This is a genomic window from Pseudomonas baetica (genome assembly GCF_019733355.1).
Classification (GTDB): domain Bacteria; phylum Pseudomonadota; class Gammaproteobacteria; order Pseudomonadales; family Pseudomonadaceae; genus Aquipseudomonas; species Aquipseudomonas baetica_A.
The window spans coordinates 17,349-33,748 of record NZ_JAIHLQ010000056.1 but is presented as its reverse complement, the minus strand read 5'-3'; the positions used below and the strand labels follow the sequence as shown (position 1 = coordinate 33,748).

The window sequence follows — 16,400 nt, the reverse complement described above, 5'->3', positions numbered from 1 at the left end:
CCTGCGCAGGCTCAAGCCTTGGGCATGACCGATTTGAATGGTGGCGCGTTCTTCAACGCTGAGTTCGGAATAAGACATAGGGGCAGCACCGTACCGGAAAGGTCAGGTGTTGCACTCAGTTTTCGCGGCCGCCAGGTCTAAGTGTTTTTCAATTAGCAACCATGATCCTCCCCTAAACACTGGCAAGTCGTTAGCTCCAGGACTTCCCGACAACAATACGCGTCCACCGGGATGATCATCACCGAACCTTAGCGGCGGTTGGGAAATACTAGGGGAGATCTCAACAGTACAGGGATCTTAAACTTGACGACTTAATTAGCGCCTTGGACGAAGAGGTTCACCAGTGATGATGAACCCTCGTCAATACTTTCGAGATCACCGCAGATCAGTTTCTTGTGGAACCCGATATCCTGCGAAGCGCTGTTCGCGTCAGATCATTGTCTCACGCATCTCAAACCCGATAGATCCACGTTCATAATTTCCACTGACAGTCTTCAGTCTCTGACCGAACCTGCCCAGGCCATATACCGAGAGCCCGGATCATGCCTGTTGCCTGCTCGTCAATCCCGCCCACGAAGCTACGGCCCTTCGCGCTGAGCGTCCTGCTGGCGTGCGGCCCAAGCGTGGCGCTGGACACCGGCAGTATCACGTCCTCCGTGCTTTCGCCAAACTGTCTCGAATACAGGATCGTCGGCATTTGTTTCTGGCTTCTCTGCACACCCTTTGGCTGCAAGGTCAAAACCTCCACCAAGGTTCGTCATTTCACTCCTGAACTGGTGGTCTCAAGCTACACCACCACGGGCAATAACCCATGGACCGAGATGGCCACCCTCTCCTCTCCCATCAGCGGTTCGGAAGGTGGCGGCAACCTGATCACCCCGAACACCCACCGCGACAACCTGACCCGCTTCAAGAACGTTGATGGCATCGGCCACCCCGGCGGGTGGGCAGCCACGCAACTGGCTTCGCAATCCGGCTACGCCTGCGCCAGCGGCGCAACGGCATTCATGCCCTACTACCTGAGCACCCTGGACTCACTTGCCTGGCGCCATGGCATCCCGGAAAGTCTTTACCCCGAGTCGCTCATGCCGGGGATCCGTGAAATCGGACGTCAGGCTTCGGGAAACATGTGGGGCAGCGTTTATCCCCGGCAGGGTTTTTTGGTACAGCCCGACGATTTCAAGGCGGCCGCAGTCATGGCGCAACGGGCCGGCGATGTGATTACCCGCAACTGGCAGCCGCATGTGTACTTGCCCCTCACGCCCGCCAAACGCGACGGCTACTGGCCGCCTAGCCCGATCGTCGAAAACGACGCTTCGACCCACAAATGGCAATTGCTCTACCCCCAGGTTCAGCCCACGTGCGCCATCTTCCCCAGCGATCCAGTACAAAGCACGGATGGCGGCTACGCGTGGTCGCTTTGGCGCCCCTACAGCTGCTGCAAGCGCGAAGGACAGACCTTCCTGTTCAGCATCGACTTCGAAGGAGGTGCTTCATGAGTCGGCTTCTCGCGCGATCATGGTTTGTCTTGGTGAGTCTGTTGCTCTACGGGCTGCTCGCCATTGCCACACATGCATACGCCGCCGAAAGTGATTACCGCCTGGGCACTCAAGGCGAAGTACTCGACGACCGAGTGATGTACACCATCGGTGGCGGCTCGGCAGTCGGCTCACCGAGTTCGCTCTACCGACCCAGTGGTATCGGTGTCGGCGGGTCATGGCGAGCGAACATGATGTGCGGAAACATGAGCCTCACCAACACCCTGCAAAACCAACTGAACGGCGTCACCGAAGGTTTCCAGCAGATCATGGGCAGTATCGTGCAGAACGCGACCCAAGCGGTGATGTCGCTGCCGGCGTTGATCATCCAACGCGCCAATCCCGGCCTCTATGAGTTGTTGAGCAACGGGGTGATGCAGGGCCGTATCGACTTTGACCGTTCCAAACTGACCTGCCAAGCCATGGCCGAAAAAATGGCGGACAAGGTCGGTCAAGCCGGCTGGGGTGCGCTGGCTAAGAACCAGGAGATGCAGGGTAACCTGGAGCAAACTGGCGGTGATGCGGTGGCCGCGGTGAAAAATACCGAGACCCATAACGGCAACAATGGGGTGTCCTGGGTCGGAGGCCAGAAAGCTGGAGGCAGCGGGCAGACGCCCATCCGGGTGACCTCCGACGTGGTGCGTGCAGGCTACAACCTGCTGCACAACCGGACTGTGGAGGACAGTGCCTTAATCAGTAGCAGCGATTGCCTGGGTGGGGCTATTTGTCAGACCTGGGCCTCGCCGCAGGAGGAATCAGAATGGGCTGTTCGGGTGTTGGGCGAGAGCGAAGTCTCGACCTGCGACACCTGCGAAACCCTGCGTGCTACCGCTGGCAGCGGATTGACGCCGCTGATCCAGGAGGCCTACAGCGAACGCCTCAAGTACCTGCAAGGGTTGCTGTCCGGCTCGCTGTCACCTACCCCTGACAATTTGGCTAAAGCCTCGAGCCCAATGCTGCCGGTGACCCGTGGCGTGATCGAAGCCTTGCGCGACGATCCCGACCAGGATCTGCTGGCGCGCCGTCTGGCCAGCGAGACGGCCCTGTCCAGTGTGCTCGACAAGGCACTGCTGCTACTGCGCACCCTGCTGGCAGGCAGTCACGAACCGAACATCGCTTCCGCCGAGCCGGCGCAAATCGCCTTAACGAAAAACATCGACGCCCTGGAGCGCGAAATACGCCTGCTGCAGACCGAACTGCAGGTTCGCCAGATGCTGGCTACCAACACCGCCAGCCTTGTGCTCGATCGGCATGCCGGTGGTGCCGATGCTTCGCGTACAGTCGAGCAAGGCGACCCCGAGCCCGGTCGACTCAATGATGCTGACGCCAGACGAAAGTAAGCCATGAAACGTTCACGGCTATTCACTTTGCTTTCAGGTCTGGGAATTACCGCGGCGATGATCCTGAGCGTCGCACTGGTCGCCTGGATCGGCCTCACTGCACTGGGTAGTTTCGAGGCCTGGCAGCAGGCATTCGCATCCGTAAGACCTTATCTGCGGTGGTGGCGTGCCTTGCTCTACAGCGCCCTCTTTGCGATCTGGTGGGATCTACTTCGACGCTACCGACATCGACCACAGGATCGATTGCGCGTGAAGTGCATCGGAGCATTAGGGCTCGTGCTCGTTACTTGCGTCGAACTCACCCGACTGTGAGGCCACCACCATGCTCATGAGCACCAACAGCTACCTCGAGTTTTACCTCTCTCTGCTGGCCTGGATCATCAATAACGGCCTCTGGAGTGTCCTGTCCGACACCGGGCTATTCGCCGCGCCCTTTGGTGCAATCATCTTGCAGGAATGGTTGTCTGCCCGTCAGCAAGGCGCGGATGAAGGCAACAAGGGACTGCTCTCGGTACCGCGGATCGAGAACCGATTGTGGCTGGCCTACATCGTCGTGTTGTTCGGTTGCGCGCCTGTGTTTCCGTTGAGCCTCTCGTCAATGACGTTCGATGATGCGGCGAGTCAGCGCTGCGGCGTGAGTGTGGCCAAACCAGAAGAAACTGCCTGGGGGACGACCTTCAATACCATTGGCGGACGCTCTGCCAATGCGCCGATCTGGTGGTTCCTGGTACATGCCTTGAGCAAAGGCGTGACTGCGGCGGCCACCGCCTCCATCCCTTGCGCACCGGATATCCGACAGATGCGCATGGAGATCGACAGCTCGCGCATCGACAGTCAGGTCCTGCAGCAGGAAGTTGCCGACTTCACCCGCGACTGCTACGGCTATTCCCGCTCTCGGCTGTTCACCAACCGTCCGCAGTTGGACAAGGCACAAAGTCACGACGCGTCCTGGATCGGCTCAAGCTATTTTCTCGACACTCCGGGCTACTACGACACCGATCGCTCACGTACACCGCGCGTCAAGTGGCCGTATGACGACAACCGCGATGTTTCCTTGCCGCGGTTGGAGAATGGCGCGGGCTACCCCACCTGCAAGCGTTGGTGGAGCGACAGTGGTGTTGGGCTACGCGAGCGCTTGATCGAGCAGGTCGATCCTTCGCTGCTGACTCAGCTGAAAGGTTGGTTGACTGGCCGTTCGAGCAACGAGATCGAAGATGCCACCCTGCGTGAGCTGGTCAGCCCGCGCCAGCAATCGATGTCCATGTCGCCCGGACAGGTGTATCAGGACTACGGCTCTAGCGCTCGTGGAGGTTCGATCAATCAGGGTCTCAATAACCTGGCCACCAATACTGGATTGGCACTGGGTTCCTTCAGTAATTTTCCCGCAATGAATGCGCTACGCGCCGCCCTGCCGATGGTGCAGGCGTTCCTGATCATGGGCGTCATCATCAGCTTGCCGTTGATCCTGCTGGTCAGTACATACCAGCTGAAGACCGTCATGACTGTGACGTTCGCGCTGTTCACCTTACACATGCTGAGCTTCTGGTGGGAACTGGCGCGCTGGGTCGACTCCAGTATGCTCGATACGTTGTACAACCAAGTTTCGGCTTCCAATCAGGTACTGTTGTCGCTGCCCACATCCGGCTTCATGGATGGGACTGTCACCGCGCAGGTGATCGAGTATGTGATGGGGGCGATGTTCATCGTGCTACCGATGCTGTTTCTCGGGGCAATGAGTTGGGCCGGATATAGCGTAGGTTCAGGCGTAGAAGGAATGCTCACCAGGGGAACCCACGCAGCACAGACAGCGAGCTCTAACGGGACCTCTCAGTTGATGAGCGGTGCAAGAATTGTTTCGCGTAAATAGAGCTCAAAATAACCAATAGCCTACTTCAGAGAACCCCATTTATCGTAACGCTCAGGCCGAGACGGTCTATGCATTGGATCGTCGAGATCGTCACTACCTGGAGCGTCTGAACCCTGAAATGGGATAGCTGCTAATACGACAATTGTGCACATCAGCATAAACAACCAGAAGCTGACAAAAAGAAATGCTCCGAACAGAGCGAGCTTGGCAGTCAGAAAACTCCCGCGAACAAGAAATTTACTTGCGGGCACACTTGCGGCCTCCGCACGCTCAACCATGTGGGATTCAAAAGTTTTCAACCTAAGGTAACCACGCTTCACCGACAGACCACAGACATACGCCCAGCGGTGGGCACGTGAATTCTGAACAGGTTGTTGAGTCGGCATGGTCTCGCCCTCTTCTGAGCGTTTTCATGGTTGAGCCTTGAGGAATAGCCTACTACCGAAAACGGCCCATGCCTGACCGTATATCAGTTTCCCCGGTCGAAAAATCCTCATTGGAAGCCAGAAGACAAGTCCCGTGAACCAGCGTCTCTACAGTGATTGACCCAGATAAATCGTACGATTAAATACAAGGTACGGATCGCTGTTATCGACAGCACTCTCCCAGGTAGCCAGAACCTTCAAGGCTACGTCACTTCGATGATGGTTCTTCCCAAGTGCGATTAGCGTTCGGTGGCTCGCACGGTGACCGTTGCCGCGGTGATGAACGCCTACTCCTCATCTAAGTGCCTTCCGAGCTTCGCTCGCCAGGCAAGCTTCTTGTTTTTCTTCAACCCACTGCAGGGAAATCTTTCCCCGCGCGGGACAGGTTTCTTCGAGTTTTCAACGGAGACATACCATGCCCGACTCACTTACACCGGAAATACTGAACACCCTTCGGTTACCCATCGTGTTCACACCTGGCGCGTGGCAACGTGCTGTACTGCTCGAGCAATCCGATCATGCTGAGAAGCTGCAGGTCGATCGGTTGAGCCACGTGTTGCGCGCAGCCTTCGAAGCCCACCTGGCCTATCCACATAAGTCTTACGTGCTGTTCGAGGTAATGCATATTGAACCAGCCGATCACTTAGACCACGACCCGTTGCTGCAATTGAGTCTGAGCTTACTCCAAGAACCGGGTCAACCTGGCGCCTTGCTGATCGCGCTTGCAGGAGAACAGCGCTAAGCGCAATGGGCGGCGCCCACCTCCACATTCGGACGGCATGCAAGACCTGTATCAATCCAACCCATCACCCAACCGGGGAACCCTCCCCCGACGGGCAAGGCGTTCCTCCGTTTTTTCTCTCGAGGAAATTGCCATGCGCGATATCTACCAAGACGTGACAGACAAGATCGTTACTGCTTTAGACCAAGGCGTTGCACCCTGGATCAAACCCTGGTCCTCAAGTGGCTCCGCTCACATGGGTCATCAACCCTACCCCATCAACGCCATCACGCGACGTCCGTATTCGGGCATCAATTTACCGCTGCTCTGGACCGAGGCCAGGTTGCAGGGGTTCACTCAAGATCGTTGGCTGACTTTCAAGCAAGCCAAAAAAGCTGGCGGGCACATTCGTAAAGGTGAGCACAGCACTCTGGCGGTGCTCTACAAGCCGATGGAGCGCGAGGAACAGACCGAGTCAGGCCAACCCGTACTCGATGAAAACGGTCAACCCAAGGTCGCTCACTTCGGCATTCTCAGGACGCATTTTCTGTTCAATATCGAGCAAACAGAGGGGCTCGAAATGCCCAATGACACGTTGCTCGAAACGGAACAGAGTGACCCCTTCCAACCCACTAGCGCCGCAGAAAATCTGCTGCTAAGTTCAGGTGCACGTATCGTTCATCGGCCTGGCGACGAAGCCTTTTATCACCCGATCAGGGATCTCATCCAACTGCCGACAAAAGCACAATTTCACGATGAAAGCGGGTACTACGCCACGGCACTTCATGAGCTGACGCACTGGACAGGGCATCACGCTCGGTTGCAGCGCGAAGGCGTGACGTCAGCCTGTCCGTTCGGCTCGCCAGGCTACGCGTTTGAGGAGTTGATCGCCGAGATGGGCGCTGCTTTTTTATGTGCCTACGCCGGTATACAGGGGGAGCTGCGGCACGAGGGCTACATCGACTCCTGGCTTGGCCTGCTCAAGGCTGACAAACGCGCGATCTTTCGCGCCAGTGGTCAGGCCCGAAGCGCCTCGGAGTTTGTACTCAACCTGGAGCAGCAACTGAAGCAGGTGGTAATGGATGACTCACGATGCATGAACGATGGAGTTTGATCGCTACCTCACCGTTGCAATCGCATCACAGGGCCCAACCCGAGTTGGGCCCTTTTTTCTGCGCCCAGAAAAATCCCCATGCCGCCGGGCTCTGATGCAAAGAATCAGGGGTGGGCACACACCCGCAGCCTGTCATTCCGCATCCAGATTCTGCGCCAGATAATCCACCAGCTCGAGAGGACTTCGGCTATCGATTACCTTGTAGATCAAATCACGCTTACTGCGCGGCAACTTCTTGACCACGCTCTTAGCCGAGGCCCGGACGGCTTCGTCGGTCCCATGGATACGTGCCGCGAGCAGCAGCACGAGCGTGGCGTCAGTGAGGTTCATGGCAAGACCCAAAAAATAGGCACCGCAGTGTACCGACTCTTGTCTTTGCCGTACTAGCCCCAACAAAACGATGCCTAGCAGTATCCATATTCCGATTGCCGCGCAAAGGGACACGCGCCAAAAGGACGGTAAGGGTTGGAAAGGAATGGGGGGGCAAGGGTAAGAGCCCTATCCGAAAAGGCTAAAAGGCCACTGACCCAGCCACTTCCCGGAGGTCACGATGCTCAGCCTGTTTCGCCGCAAAAGGCAGAAGCCCTCTCCGCCACTGACCGTCAACGTCGCCGAAGGTTACCTGCCCATCGAGTCGGCTCACAGCTTGTTAGCTGCGGAGCACCGCCGCCAGTTGCTCGATCGCATATGGCAGTACACCGCCCTCTCCCACGCGCAGTTCATCCAGCTCTATTTAAATCCGATCCATCGCTACGCCGAACAGGTCCAGCAACTCCCGGCCAGCGAGACCCACCACCATGCGTATCTCGGCGGTATGCTCGACCATGGACTGGAACTGGTCGCTTGCAGTTTGAAACTGCGTCAGTCGTATCTGCTTCCCACTGGCGCCGCGCCCGAAGACCAGGCGGCCCAGACCGACGCGTGGTCGGCGGGCATCGCCTATGGCGCGCTGCTGCATGACATCGGGAAGATCGCCGTGGACCTGGTGGTCGAACGCCAGGATGGCCATCTTTGGCATCCTTGGCAGGGTTCCCTGGATCAACCCTACCGTTTTCGCTACCTCAAAGGCCGCGACTATCACCTGCACGGCGCCGCCGCAGGCTTGCTCTACACCCAGATTCTCGACCGCACGATCCTGGACTGGCTCAGTGGCTTTCCGCCGCTATGGGCCAGTCTGCTGTATGTCCTGGCCGGTCAGTACGAACGTGCTGGCGTGCTCGGTGAGTTGGTGATGCAGGCCGACCGTGTCTCCACCGCGCAAAACATCGGTGGCAACCCAAGCAAGGCGCTGCAGGCCCCGATTCATTCGCTGCAACATCACTTGATCAGCGGACTGCGTCATCTGGTTCAGCACGAGCTGAAACTCAACCAGCCAGGTGCCGCGGGATGGCTGACCCAGGACGCACTCTGGCTGGTCAGCAAGACGGTCACGGACAAGCTGCGAGCCTATCTGCTGTCGCAATCGATTGAGGACATTCCCTCATCCAACATCGCTGTGTTCGATGAACTCCAGTCGCATGGATTGGTCGAGTCTACCCCGGAAGGCAAAGCCATCTGGACCGCGCTTGTGACACAGGGGAACTGGCAGCAGAGCTTTACGTTTCTGCGTCTTCAACCGGCGTTGATCTGGGGGAATGAAGACCGTCCCGAAACTTTCAGCGGAACGGTAAGCGCTACACTCGATGACACTCAGCCCAACGCTCCCCTATCACCACTCTCCCCAAAGGCCGTCGATTCAAGATCAGATCAAAGCTCTTCGCTGCCAGATCCCATTGAGATCGAAGATGCCGACTATCTCGGCTCGTTACTGGATATAATCGACTCGGGAGAACCTGAAGTTCGTGAAGTAACGTCAGTAAGCGCTCTCGAAATCTCATATCCGCATTCGGACAACCCAGGCCAGGCTTTCCTAAATTGGGTCAGGGTAAGTATTCAAAGCCACAAGCTAATCATCAATGAAAGCAAGGCCAAAATCCACACGGTGAGTGGCAGCGTATTTTTGGTCACGCCCGGTCTGTTCCAACGTTACGCGCAGGAGTTTCCTGGCGTCTCTCAGAGGACCGATCAAGCGATTGAAGAATGGCGACGGGTGCAAAAACAATTCGAGAAGCTGAAGGTCCACAAGAAGCGAGACAACGGTCTGAATATCTGGGCATGCCAAGTGCAAGGCCCGAGGAAGAAAACCATCTTGAAGGGGTATCTGATCATGGACCAAAAATTAATTTTTGAATCGATACTCCCCGATAATCCTTTTCTTAAAATTGTTGAACATTAAATTTCCGTGGTGCGGCGGGTAATGCTTCCAATCGCCATATTCAGACCTTCATCATTGTGCATTATCGCAGGCAACGGACTGGCTCCGCGCGGACCGGTATCGTAGGATAAATGCCTCGACACGAGGAGAGTCATGGATGAGCGCTACCAACCCCCAATCGTTTTCCCTGGCGTTGCGCTCTTATTCAGGTGAGGTTGAGCTTCACGAACATGACTTTTATCAAATAGTCCTTTCTCAGTCCGGCTCAATGGAAATTGAGGTCGACGGACGAGGTGGCAAGGTCGATTCGAGCCAGGGGGTTGTGATTTGCGCGGGTTCCCGGCATACGTTTCTGGCCAACACCCATAACAATTTTCTGGTGTTGGATGTATCGACCGACCGTGACGAAGCGCATACAAGTAGTGCTGCATCACTTGCCCCCCTCAACGCCAAGCGCTTTTTTGCGGTCAGGCCCGATATACGGCATTTACTCGATTACGCCAGCAGCAATGGGGCACGGTTGATCGGCTCTCTCACGATGGCCGAGTCCTGGAGCCGGTTGCTGTTGTGTTCGTTATTGCAGCCCGAGGTTGCGCGCAGCGACCCCGGCCAGTTCATTCTCGCTCGCGCGCTGGCCTACATCGAGCAGCACCTGGCCACCGCCCTGACGGTGCATGATATTGCGCGTTATGCGGGCACCAGCGAGCGGCGCTTGTATACCCTATTCGGGCAGCACCTGAACACAACCCCGTTCTCGCATATCGCGAACCTGCGCCTGAATCTGGCCATTGATCTGCTGCGCCAAACGTCGTTGTCGATCATTGATATTGCGCATCGCACCGGTTACGCCGACCAAAGTGCGTTAACCCATGCCCTGAAGAAAGCCCGCCACCTGACGCCGGCCGGTGTGCGTAAACAAGTGCCAGGCCACTGAAAAATAGCAGTCCCGAACAATTCTTTGGCGGGACTGATCAATACTCGCTCTCTCGACCTTTCTATTGTTCCCGCTTGAGGATAATCCGCAGACGGGGCTTGCATGAGCACTTCCAACCCATCCATCACCCTTGCCAAGGGCGCCGCCAGTGCAACGCTGATCGGGGTGATTGCCGTGTTTTTGTGGGCGTGCCTGGCGCTTCTGACCACCTTGACCGCCGGGATCCCGGCCTTCCAGTTGCTGGCTTCGAGCTTCGCGGTCGCGTTCGTGGCCAGCCTGTGCATGCTGGGGCTGCGTGGCGCTGCCGGGTTCAGCAGCTGGCGACAGCCCTGGCCTGTATGGGCAACGGGGTTTGCCGGCATCTTCGTCTATCACGCGTTGTATTTCTTTGCCCTGAAGGCCGCGCCTGCGGCTGAAGCCAGCCTGATTGCCTACCTGTGGCCACTGCTGATCGTTCTGCTGTCGAGCTTTGCCACCGGCGAGTCGCTGCGCAAGCGCCAGTTGCTGGGCGCGTTGCTCGGCCTGGCGGGGACGGCCTTCATCATGCAACTGCGGGCCCGGAGTGACAGTGCGTCGATGCCGGTTATCGGTTACGCCGCCGCCTTTGCGTGTGCCTGGGTCTGGGCGATCTATTCGGTGTTCAACCGGCGGTTCAGCCATGTTCCGAGCAGCATCATCGGGGGTATTTGCGGGCTGGTGGCCGTGGCCGGAGGGCTATGCCATCTGGCGTTCGAAACCACGGTGCGGCCTGAGCCGGGCCAGTGGGCCGCAATCATCGCCCTGGGGCTGGGCCCGGTGGGCCTGGCTTTTTTCGCCTGGGACCACGCGACCAAGCACGGAAACCTATCGATGCTGGGCGCCCTGTCTTACCTGGCGCCGCTGTTCTCCACGCTGCTGCTGATTGCCGTGGGGCAAAGCGATGCCAAGCCGATCCTGATGATTCCCGCGGTGTTGATCATTACGGGGGCGGTCATCGCCACTTCACGCTCACGCACGACCTCACGGTGATTTCGACGGGTAAGGAGACAGGGAAATGAACTTGATAGCTTCGCAGGGCGTGTTCGCAGGCTCACGACTCGTCGGCCATTCGAGCGATGACGCCAAAGTGATCGCCACACTGATGAATGCACGTGGCCTCATGGAACTCATATTTCTCTCTATCGGGCTGCAACTGGGGGTACTACCGCCGAACGTTTACTCGATACTCGTGATATTCGCGCTCTTCACAACAGCGGTCACGGCGCCGCTACTGCGCCGGAGGATACGGCGTGCAGAAGTCGATGTGATGGGATAAATCTCGTAACACATCAAATGTACCAGCTGAGGCGGAGAACACTCGGCGCACCCACTGGATCTCGATGCCAGGACTAAATCTCTACCGCACTGACTCAACGAGCGTTTCAATGCTCCATGCACCATACGCGCTGACGTGGCCAACAATGGTATACACCAAGTGCAACGTAACAGTCCGGCCAAGTCACTATTTAGAAAACCTCCAATGGCGGCTCAGGAGGACCGATAAAATCCAAAAAATACGTCGTTTCTGTCACTGCTAACAATGAAGGCAGGGCGGCCACCTTCAAGCTTTCAAGCGGTAGGAGTTAACCGCTACCGCAGGACCTGAGCATGCCAGTGGCGGAAAAGTCGTTCCTATTTAACAACTCGCCAGTCAAAGCGGCTTTACCCTGCAGAAGGTTAGCGGTGCTATAGCGGATATCCATTGCCTCCAACCTAATGCCTTAAAATATCCGACGGATGTCAGGGGGGTAGTTAATGCTGACCTTCTGCTTCCCTTACTCTATCTGGCTCTATAGTTAGCGGGCCGTAAGCTGCCCCTGCTGCAATGCAATGTTCAGGGCCAGCACGTTGACCACCGGCGGGCCCACCAACGAAGTTTCAGTATTAGCTGAAACTAAGTCTTTCAGGCTTTGCACGGATACCTGCCGCGCAGCAGCTACCCGCGCCAGTTGATAGGCAATCGCCTGTGGTGGCAAGTGTGGATCAAGACCGCTGCCGGAGGTAGTCAGCATTGCTATCGGTACCGGCCCCTGACCGGGTACCAGCAGCTTGTTGGCGTCGTCGAATACGCGGGTAGCCAAGGCAGGGTTGCTTGGGCTGAGGTTGCTGGCGCTGCTGGAAACCGTCGCAAACGCACCGGCAGATGGCCGTGGGTGGAACCAGCCGTCACCGGTGAAATCCTGGGCGATCAGGCTCGAACCGCGAACCTTGCCGCTGGCATCGTGTACCAGGCTGCCGTTGGCCTGGTCAGGGAACGCGACTTGCGCCACGCCAGTGACAACCAGGGGATAGGCCACGCCGGTGATCAGGGTCATCAACACCAGCAGGCTCAGGGCCGGGCGGATTATGTTGGACATTTCAAATTCCTCGATTCGGTTATTGCAACCTGCAGGCACCGGTTTGCCGGCGCCTGCAGGCATCGGGTCAAACCAGGTGCAGCGCGGTCAACAGCATGTCGATCGCCTTGATGCCCACGAACGGCACCAGAATCCCGCCCAGGCCGTAGATCAGCAGGTTGCGACGCAGCAACGCCGCCGCACTCGCCGCCTGTACGCGCACACCGCGCAGTGCCAACGGGATCAGCACCACGATGATCAGGGCGTTGAACACGATGGCCGAGAGGATCGCGCTCTGCGGGCTTTGCAGGTGCATCACGTTGAGCACACCCAGTTGCGGGTAGATCGAAGCGAACAGCGCCGGCAGGATCGCGAAGTACTTGGCCACGTCGTTGGCGATAGAGAACGTCGTCAGTGCGCCACGGGTCACCAGCAATTCCTTGCCGATCTGCACCACGTCCAGCAGCTTGGTCGGGTCGCTGTCGAGGTCGACCATGTTGGCCGCTTCACGGGCAGCTTGAGTGCCGTCGTTCATTGCCATGCCGACGTCAGCCTGGGCCAGCGCCGGGGCGTCGTTGGCACCGTCGCCGCACATCGCAACCAGGCGGCCGTCGTTCTGTTCGTGACGAATGCGCGCCAGCTTTTTTTCCGGCGTGGCTTCGGCGAGCACGTCATCCACGCCGGCTTCAGCGGCAATCGCGGCGGCGGTCAGCGGGTTATCGCCGGTCACCATCACGGTACGAATCCCCAGCTTGCGCAACTCGGCGAAACGCTCACGAATGCCAGGCTTGACCACGTCCTTGAGGTGAATCGCGCCGAGCAATTTGCCGTCGGCACACACCAGCAACGGCGTGCCGCCGCTCTGGGCGATTTTGTCGATTTCCCGGGAGAGCGCCGGTTGCAGGTCGCGGCGTTGCAGGCCGATAAAGGCCAGCAGCGAATCCACGGCACCTTTACGGAACACACGGCCCTGGTAGTCGACGCCGGACAGGCGGGTTTCCGCGCTGAACGGGACGCTGGTCAGTTCATCGGTCGACGGCTCGGCTTGCGGGTGCTGGCCACGCAGGTATTCGACGATGGATTTACCTTCGGCCGTGTCGTCCGCCAGCGATGCCAGCAGCGCGCCTTCGGCCAGTTCCTTGCCGCTGACACCGGGCGCGGCGATCACGTTGGTGCAGCGACGGTTACCGAAGGTGATGGTGCCGGTCTTGTCCAGCAACAGCACGTGCACATCCCCCGCCGCTTCCACCGCGCGACCGGATTTGGCGATCACGTTGAGACGCACCAGGCGGTCCATACCGGCAATACCGATGGCCGACAACAGGCCGCCGATGGTGGTCGGAATCAGTGTGACCAACAGCGCCACGAGGAACACCAGCGGCAAGTTGCCATTGGCGAAGTGGGCGAACGGCTGCAGAGTCACCACCACCAGCAGGAAGATCAGCGTCAGGCCGATCAGCAGGATATCCAGCGCGACTTCGTTGGGGGTTTTCTGGCGTTTGGCGCCTTCCACCAGGGCGATCATGCGGTCCAGGGTCGACTCGCCCGGGTTGGCGGTGATGCGGATCATCAACCAGTCCGAAACCAGGCGGGTGTTGCCGGTGACGGCCGAGCGGTCGCCGCCGGACTCACGGATAACCGGAGCGGACTCGCCGGTGATCGCCGCTTCATTGACCGCAGCAATCCCTTCGATGACTTCGCCGTCACCCGGGATCATTTCCCCGGCGACCACACGCACCACATCACCTTTGCGCAGGCTGGTGGCCGGTACGACTTTGAAGCTGCCGTCGGTTTCCTTGCGTCGGGCGCTGAGGCCCTCGCTGCCTGCCTTGAGGCTGTCGGCACGGGCCTTGCCGCGACCTTCAGCCAAGGCTTCGGCGAAGTTGGCGAACAGCACGGTGAACCACAGCCATACAGCGATTTGCACGGCGACGTAGGTCGGTACGGCAACATCCGGCACGAAGCACAGGATGGTGGTGAGGATCGCGGTCAGCTCCACTACCAGCATCACCGGCGAGCGTTGCAGCTGGCGCGGGTCGAGCTTGACGAAGGCCTGGACCAGCGCCGGGCGCCACAGGGCCGACATTGCGGTCTTGGCCGGCTCCTGGGTTTTGACGGGAGCCGCGTTTTTTGCAGGCATATTCATTTTCATATCCCCTTAGAAGCCCATGCTCAGATGTTCAGCGATAGGCCCAAGTGCCAGCGTCGGCAGGAAGGTCAGGCCGCCCACCAGCAAAATGGTCACGGTCAGCAAAACGACGAATAGAGGACCGTGGGTAGGAAAAGAGTTATGACTGAGTGGAGCAGTTTTTTTCATCGCCAAACTACCGGCCAGGGCCAGGACCGGGAGGATGTAGCCTAAGCGGCCAATCAACATGGCCAACCCCAGCATTAGGTTATGGAAGGTTGTGTTTGCGCCGAACCCGCCAAATGCAGAACCATTGTTGGCAGTCGCCGAGGTATAGGCGTACAGAAGCTGACTGAAGCCATGTGGCCCCGGATTACTGACAGCTCCGGCCGGTCCAGGCAAGGCGGAAGCGATGGCGGCCAGTACCAGTACCCCAACGGGCATTACAAGCAAGGTCGCCACGAGCAATTTTACTTCATGAGCCTGTAGCTTCTTGCCTAAATACTCCGGCGTGCGTCCGATCATTAGGCCAGACAGAAATACTGCAATCAGCACGTAAAGCAGCATGCCATAAAGTCCGGCACCGACGCCTCCAAATACCACCTCACTGAGCATCATGTTGGCCAATTCCACCATCCCACTGAGTGGATTCATACTATCGTGCATGGCGTTGACCGAACCATTGGAAGCAGCGGTTGTGGCCACGGCCCAAAGCACACTGGCAGTGGTACCGAACCTGGTTTCCTTCCCCTCCATTGGAGCTGACTGCTCAACCATCGGTGAGTTGAAGGCCGGATTTGGTTGATACTCGGCGACCAGTGAAACCGCCCCACCTATCAATAACAGCGACAGCATGCAGGCAATAATCGCGCGACTTTGGCGCATATCTTTAACGTAATGCCCGAACGTAAATACAAGGGCAGCAGGAATTAAAAGAATCGACACCATCTCGAACAAGTTACTTAACGCCGTAGGATTTTCGAAGGGATGCGCTGAATTGACACCGAAGAAACCGCCACCATTGGTACCCAGCTGCTTGATTGCGATTTGGCTGGCCGCTGGGCCCAGCGGAATCACTTGATCAGTGCCTTGTAAAGTTAATGCGTCGATATAATGATAAAAAGTTTGAGGCACACCTTGCCACACCAAAAATAGCGCGAGCAGGAAACTAAGCGGCAGTAGTCCATAAAGCGTTGCACGGGTCATGTCGACCCAGAAGTTGCCGATGACATTCAGCGATCGGCGTCCGATCCCCCGGGACAAAGCGACCAGCACAGCGAGACCGGTTGCGGCGCTCACGAAGTTCTGCACTGCCAGGCCGACCATCTGACTGAGGTATGACAGTGAAGCTTCACCGCTGTAGGCTTGCCAGTTAGTATTAGCAACGAAACTCACGGCGGTATTGAATGCCAGTGACCACTCCATACCTGGGAAGTTTTGGCCATTGAGCGGCAGGTACCCCTGCAGCATTAGCATCAGCCACAACAGCAAGAATCCGGCCAAATTGAATGCAAGGAGTGCCAGGGTGTACTTCTGCCAGCTCTGTTCAACCTTTTCATCAACGCCCGAAAGTCGGTAGCACATCCGCTCCACTGGATGCAAAAAGGGACTTAGGAAGGTACGTTGCCCTTCCATAACCTTGTAATAAAAACGCCCCAAAAAAGGGGCTGGAACAAGCACTAATGCTAGGAATGCAAAGATCAATGCATAGTCATAACCTTCCAT

The 16,400-nt window shown here is 57.7% G+C and carries 16 protein-coding genes; 10 read left to right on the top strand and 6 right to left on the bottom strand.

Annotation, left to right across the window (positions count from 1 at the left end; all coding sequences use genetic code 11):
* Positions 1-78 (bottom strand): helix-turn-helix domain-containing protein (locus K5E40_RS31050; RefSeq protein ID WP_221733757.1); only part of this gene is annotated, 78 nt, incomplete at its 3' end.
* A 464-nt stretch (positions 79-542) separates the two neighbouring features.
* Here K5E40_RS31050 and K5E40_RS31045 point away from each other — a divergent pair.
* The 4 genes from K5E40_RS31045 to K5E40_RS31030 are packed head-to-tail and all read left to right on the top strand — an operon-like array spanning position 543 to position 4,745.
* Complete coding sequence (locus K5E40_RS31045; protein WP_221734004.1) at positions 543-1,499, top strand: TIGR03756 family integrating conjugative element protein; 957 nt, start codon at positions 543-545, stop codon at positions 1,497-1,499.
* On the top strand, positions 1,496-2,878 hold the full coding sequence (locus tag K5E40_RS31040; RefSeq protein WP_221734003.1) for an integrating conjugative element protein: 1,383 nt from the start codon (positions 1,496-1,498) through the stop codon (positions 2,876-2,878). Before K5E40_RS31045 ends, K5E40_RS31040 begins: the two co-directional genes overlap by 4 nt.
* Positions 2,879-2,881: 3 nt before the next feature.
* Positions 2,882-3,190 (top strand): hypothetical protein, encoded by a 309-nt coding sequence (locus K5E40_RS31035; RefSeq protein ID WP_073162538.1) that lies wholly within the window; start codon positions 2,882-2,884, stop codon positions 3,188-3,190.
* A 10-nt stretch (positions 3,191-3,200) separates the two neighbouring features.
* On the top strand, positions 3,201-4,745 hold the full coding sequence (locus tag K5E40_RS31030; protein WP_221734002.1) for a conjugal transfer protein TraG N-terminal domain-containing protein: 1,545 nt from the start codon (positions 3,201-3,203) through the stop codon (positions 4,743-4,745).
* 20 nt (positions 4,746-4,765) lie between these two features.
* On the opposite strand, the gene K5E40_RS31025 is transcribed toward K5E40_RS31030, so the two are convergent.
* A complete protein-coding gene (locus K5E40_RS31025) occupies positions 4,766-5,131 on the bottom strand; it encodes a DUF3742 family protein (protein WP_221734001.1) in 366 nt (121 codons plus the stop codon).
* Positions 5,132-5,585: 454 nt separating this feature from the next.
* Between K5E40_RS31025 and K5E40_RS31020 the strand changes: the two genes are divergently transcribed.
* Entirely contained in the window at positions 5,586-5,912 is a 327-nt protein-coding gene (locus K5E40_RS31020; protein WP_073162545.1) for a hypothetical protein, read from the top strand.
* A gap of 133 nt (positions 5,913-6,045) precedes the next feature.
* Positions 6,046-7,005 (top strand): ArdC family protein, encoded by a 960-nt coding sequence (locus K5E40_RS31015; RefSeq protein ID WP_221734000.1) that lies wholly within the window; start codon positions 6,046-6,048, stop codon positions 7,003-7,005.
* Positions 7,006-7,137: 132 nt separating this feature from the next.
* On the opposite strand, the gene K5E40_RS31010 is transcribed toward K5E40_RS31015, so the two are convergent.
* On the bottom strand, positions 7,138-7,335 hold the full coding sequence (locus tag K5E40_RS31010; RefSeq protein ID WP_154906326.1) for a hypothetical protein: 198 nt from the start codon (positions 7,333-7,335) through the stop codon (positions 7,138-7,140).
* A 220-nt stretch (positions 7,336-7,555) separates the two neighbouring features.
* Here K5E40_RS31010 and mobH point away from each other — a divergent pair, with 220 nt between their 5' ends.
* The 4 genes from mobH to K5E40_RS30990 all read left to right on the top strand — a co-directional run bounded on the left by mobH (position 7,556) and on the right by K5E40_RS30990 (position 11,487).
* Complete coding sequence (gene mobH / locus K5E40_RS31005; RefSeq protein WP_221733999.1) at positions 7,556-9,280, top strand: MobH family relaxase; 1,725 nt, start codon at positions 7,556-7,558, stop codon at positions 9,278-9,280.
* Between the two features lie 136 nt (positions 9,281-9,416).
* A complete protein-coding gene (locus tag K5E40_RS31000) occupies positions 9,417-10,193 on the top strand; it encodes an AraC family transcriptional regulator (RefSeq protein WP_221733998.1) in 777 nt (258 codons plus the stop codon).
* 102 nt (positions 10,194-10,295) lie between these two features.
* Positions 10,296-11,201, top strand: a complete 906-nt coding sequence (locus tag K5E40_RS30995; RefSeq protein ID WP_221733997.1) for a DMT family transporter — start codon at positions 10,296-10,298, stop codon at positions 11,199-11,201.
* A gap of 25 nt (positions 11,202-11,226) precedes the next feature.
* Positions 11,227-11,487 (top strand): cation:proton antiporter, encoded by a 261-nt coding sequence (locus tag K5E40_RS30990; RefSeq protein ID WP_221733996.1) that lies wholly within the window; start codon positions 11,227-11,229, stop codon positions 11,485-11,487.
* A gap of 520 nt (positions 11,488-12,007) precedes the next feature.
* Here K5E40_RS30990 and kdpC read toward each other — a convergent pair.
* The 3 genes from kdpC to kdpA all read right to left on the bottom strand — a co-directional run bounded on the left by kdpC (position 12,008) and on the right by kdpA (position 16,400).
* Positions 12,008-12,568, bottom strand: coding sequence for a potassium-transporting ATPase subunit KdpC (kdpC, locus tag K5E40_RS30985; RefSeq protein ID WP_221733995.1), 561 nt, complete (start codon positions 12,566-12,568; stop codon positions 12,008-12,010).
* A 67-nt stretch (positions 12,569-12,635) separates the two neighbouring features.
* Entirely contained in the window at positions 12,636-14,693 is a 2,058-nt protein-coding gene (kdpB, locus tag K5E40_RS30980; RefSeq protein WP_221733994.1) for a potassium-transporting ATPase subunit KdpB, read from the bottom strand.
* Between the two features lie 12 nt (positions 14,694-14,705).
* Positions 14,706-16,400, bottom strand: coding sequence for a potassium-transporting ATPase subunit KdpA (gene kdpA, locus K5E40_RS30975; protein ID WP_221733993.1), 1,695 nt, complete (start codon positions 16,398-16,400; stop codon positions 14,706-14,708).

Excerpts from the sequence above, each read along its gene's own strand:
- K5E40_RS30990 (WP_221733996.1), top strand. The coding sequence starts at position 11,227 with ATGAACTTGATAGCTTCGCAGGGCGTGTTCGCAGGCTCACGACTCGTC.
- K5E40_RS31020 (WP_073162545.1), top strand. The coding sequence starts at position 5,586 with ATGCCCGACTCACTTACACCGGAAATACTGAACACCCTTCGGTTACCC.
- kdpA (WP_221733993.1), bottom strand. The coding sequence starts at position 16,400 with ATGGAAGGTTATGACTATGCATTGATCTTTGCATTCCTAGCATTAGTG.
- K5E40_RS31030 (WP_221734002.1), top strand. The coding sequence starts at position 3,201 with ATGCTCATGAGCACCAACAGCTACCTCGAGTTTTACCTCTCTCTGCTG.
- K5E40_RS31010 (WP_154906326.1), bottom strand. The coding sequence starts at position 7,335 with ATGAACCTCACTGACGCCACGCTCGTGCTGCTGCTCGCGGCACGTATC.
- K5E40_RS31040 (WP_221734003.1), top strand. The coding sequence starts at position 1,496 with ATGAGTCGGCTTCTCGCGCGATCATGGTTTGTCTTGGTGAGTCTGTTG.
- K5E40_RS31015 (WP_221734000.1), top strand. The coding sequence starts at position 6,046 with ATGCGCGATATCTACCAAGACGTGACAGACAAGATCGTTACTGCTTTA.
- kdpC (WP_221733995.1), bottom strand. The coding sequence starts at position 12,568 with ATGTCCAACATAATCCGCCCGGCCCTGAGCCTGCTGGTGTTGATGACC.
- K5E40_RS30995 (WP_221733997.1), top strand. The coding sequence starts at position 10,296 with ATGAGCACTTCCAACCCATCCATCACCCTTGCCAAGGGCGCCGCCAGT.
- K5E40_RS31035 (WP_073162538.1), top strand. The coding sequence starts at position 2,882 with ATGAAACGTTCACGGCTATTCACTTTGCTTTCAGGTCTGGGAATTACC.
- kdpB (WP_221733994.1), bottom strand. The coding sequence starts at position 14,693 with ATGAATATGCCTGCAAAAAACGCGGCTCCCGTCAAAACCCAGGAGCCG.
- K5E40_RS31025 (WP_221734001.1), bottom strand. The coding sequence starts at position 5,131 with ATGCCGACTCAACAACCTGTTCAGAATTCACGTGCCCACCGCTGGGCG.
- K5E40_RS31000 (WP_221733998.1), top strand. The coding sequence starts at position 9,417 with ATGAGCGCTACCAACCCCCAATCGTTTTCCCTGGCGTTGCGCTCTTAT.
- K5E40_RS31045 (WP_221734004.1), top strand. The coding sequence starts at position 543 with ATGCCTGTTGCCTGCTCGTCAATCCCGCCCACGAAGCTACGGCCCTTC.
- mobH (WP_221733999.1), top strand. The coding sequence starts at position 7,556 with ATGCTCAGCCTGTTTCGCCGCAAAAGGCAGAAGCCCTCTCCGCCACTG.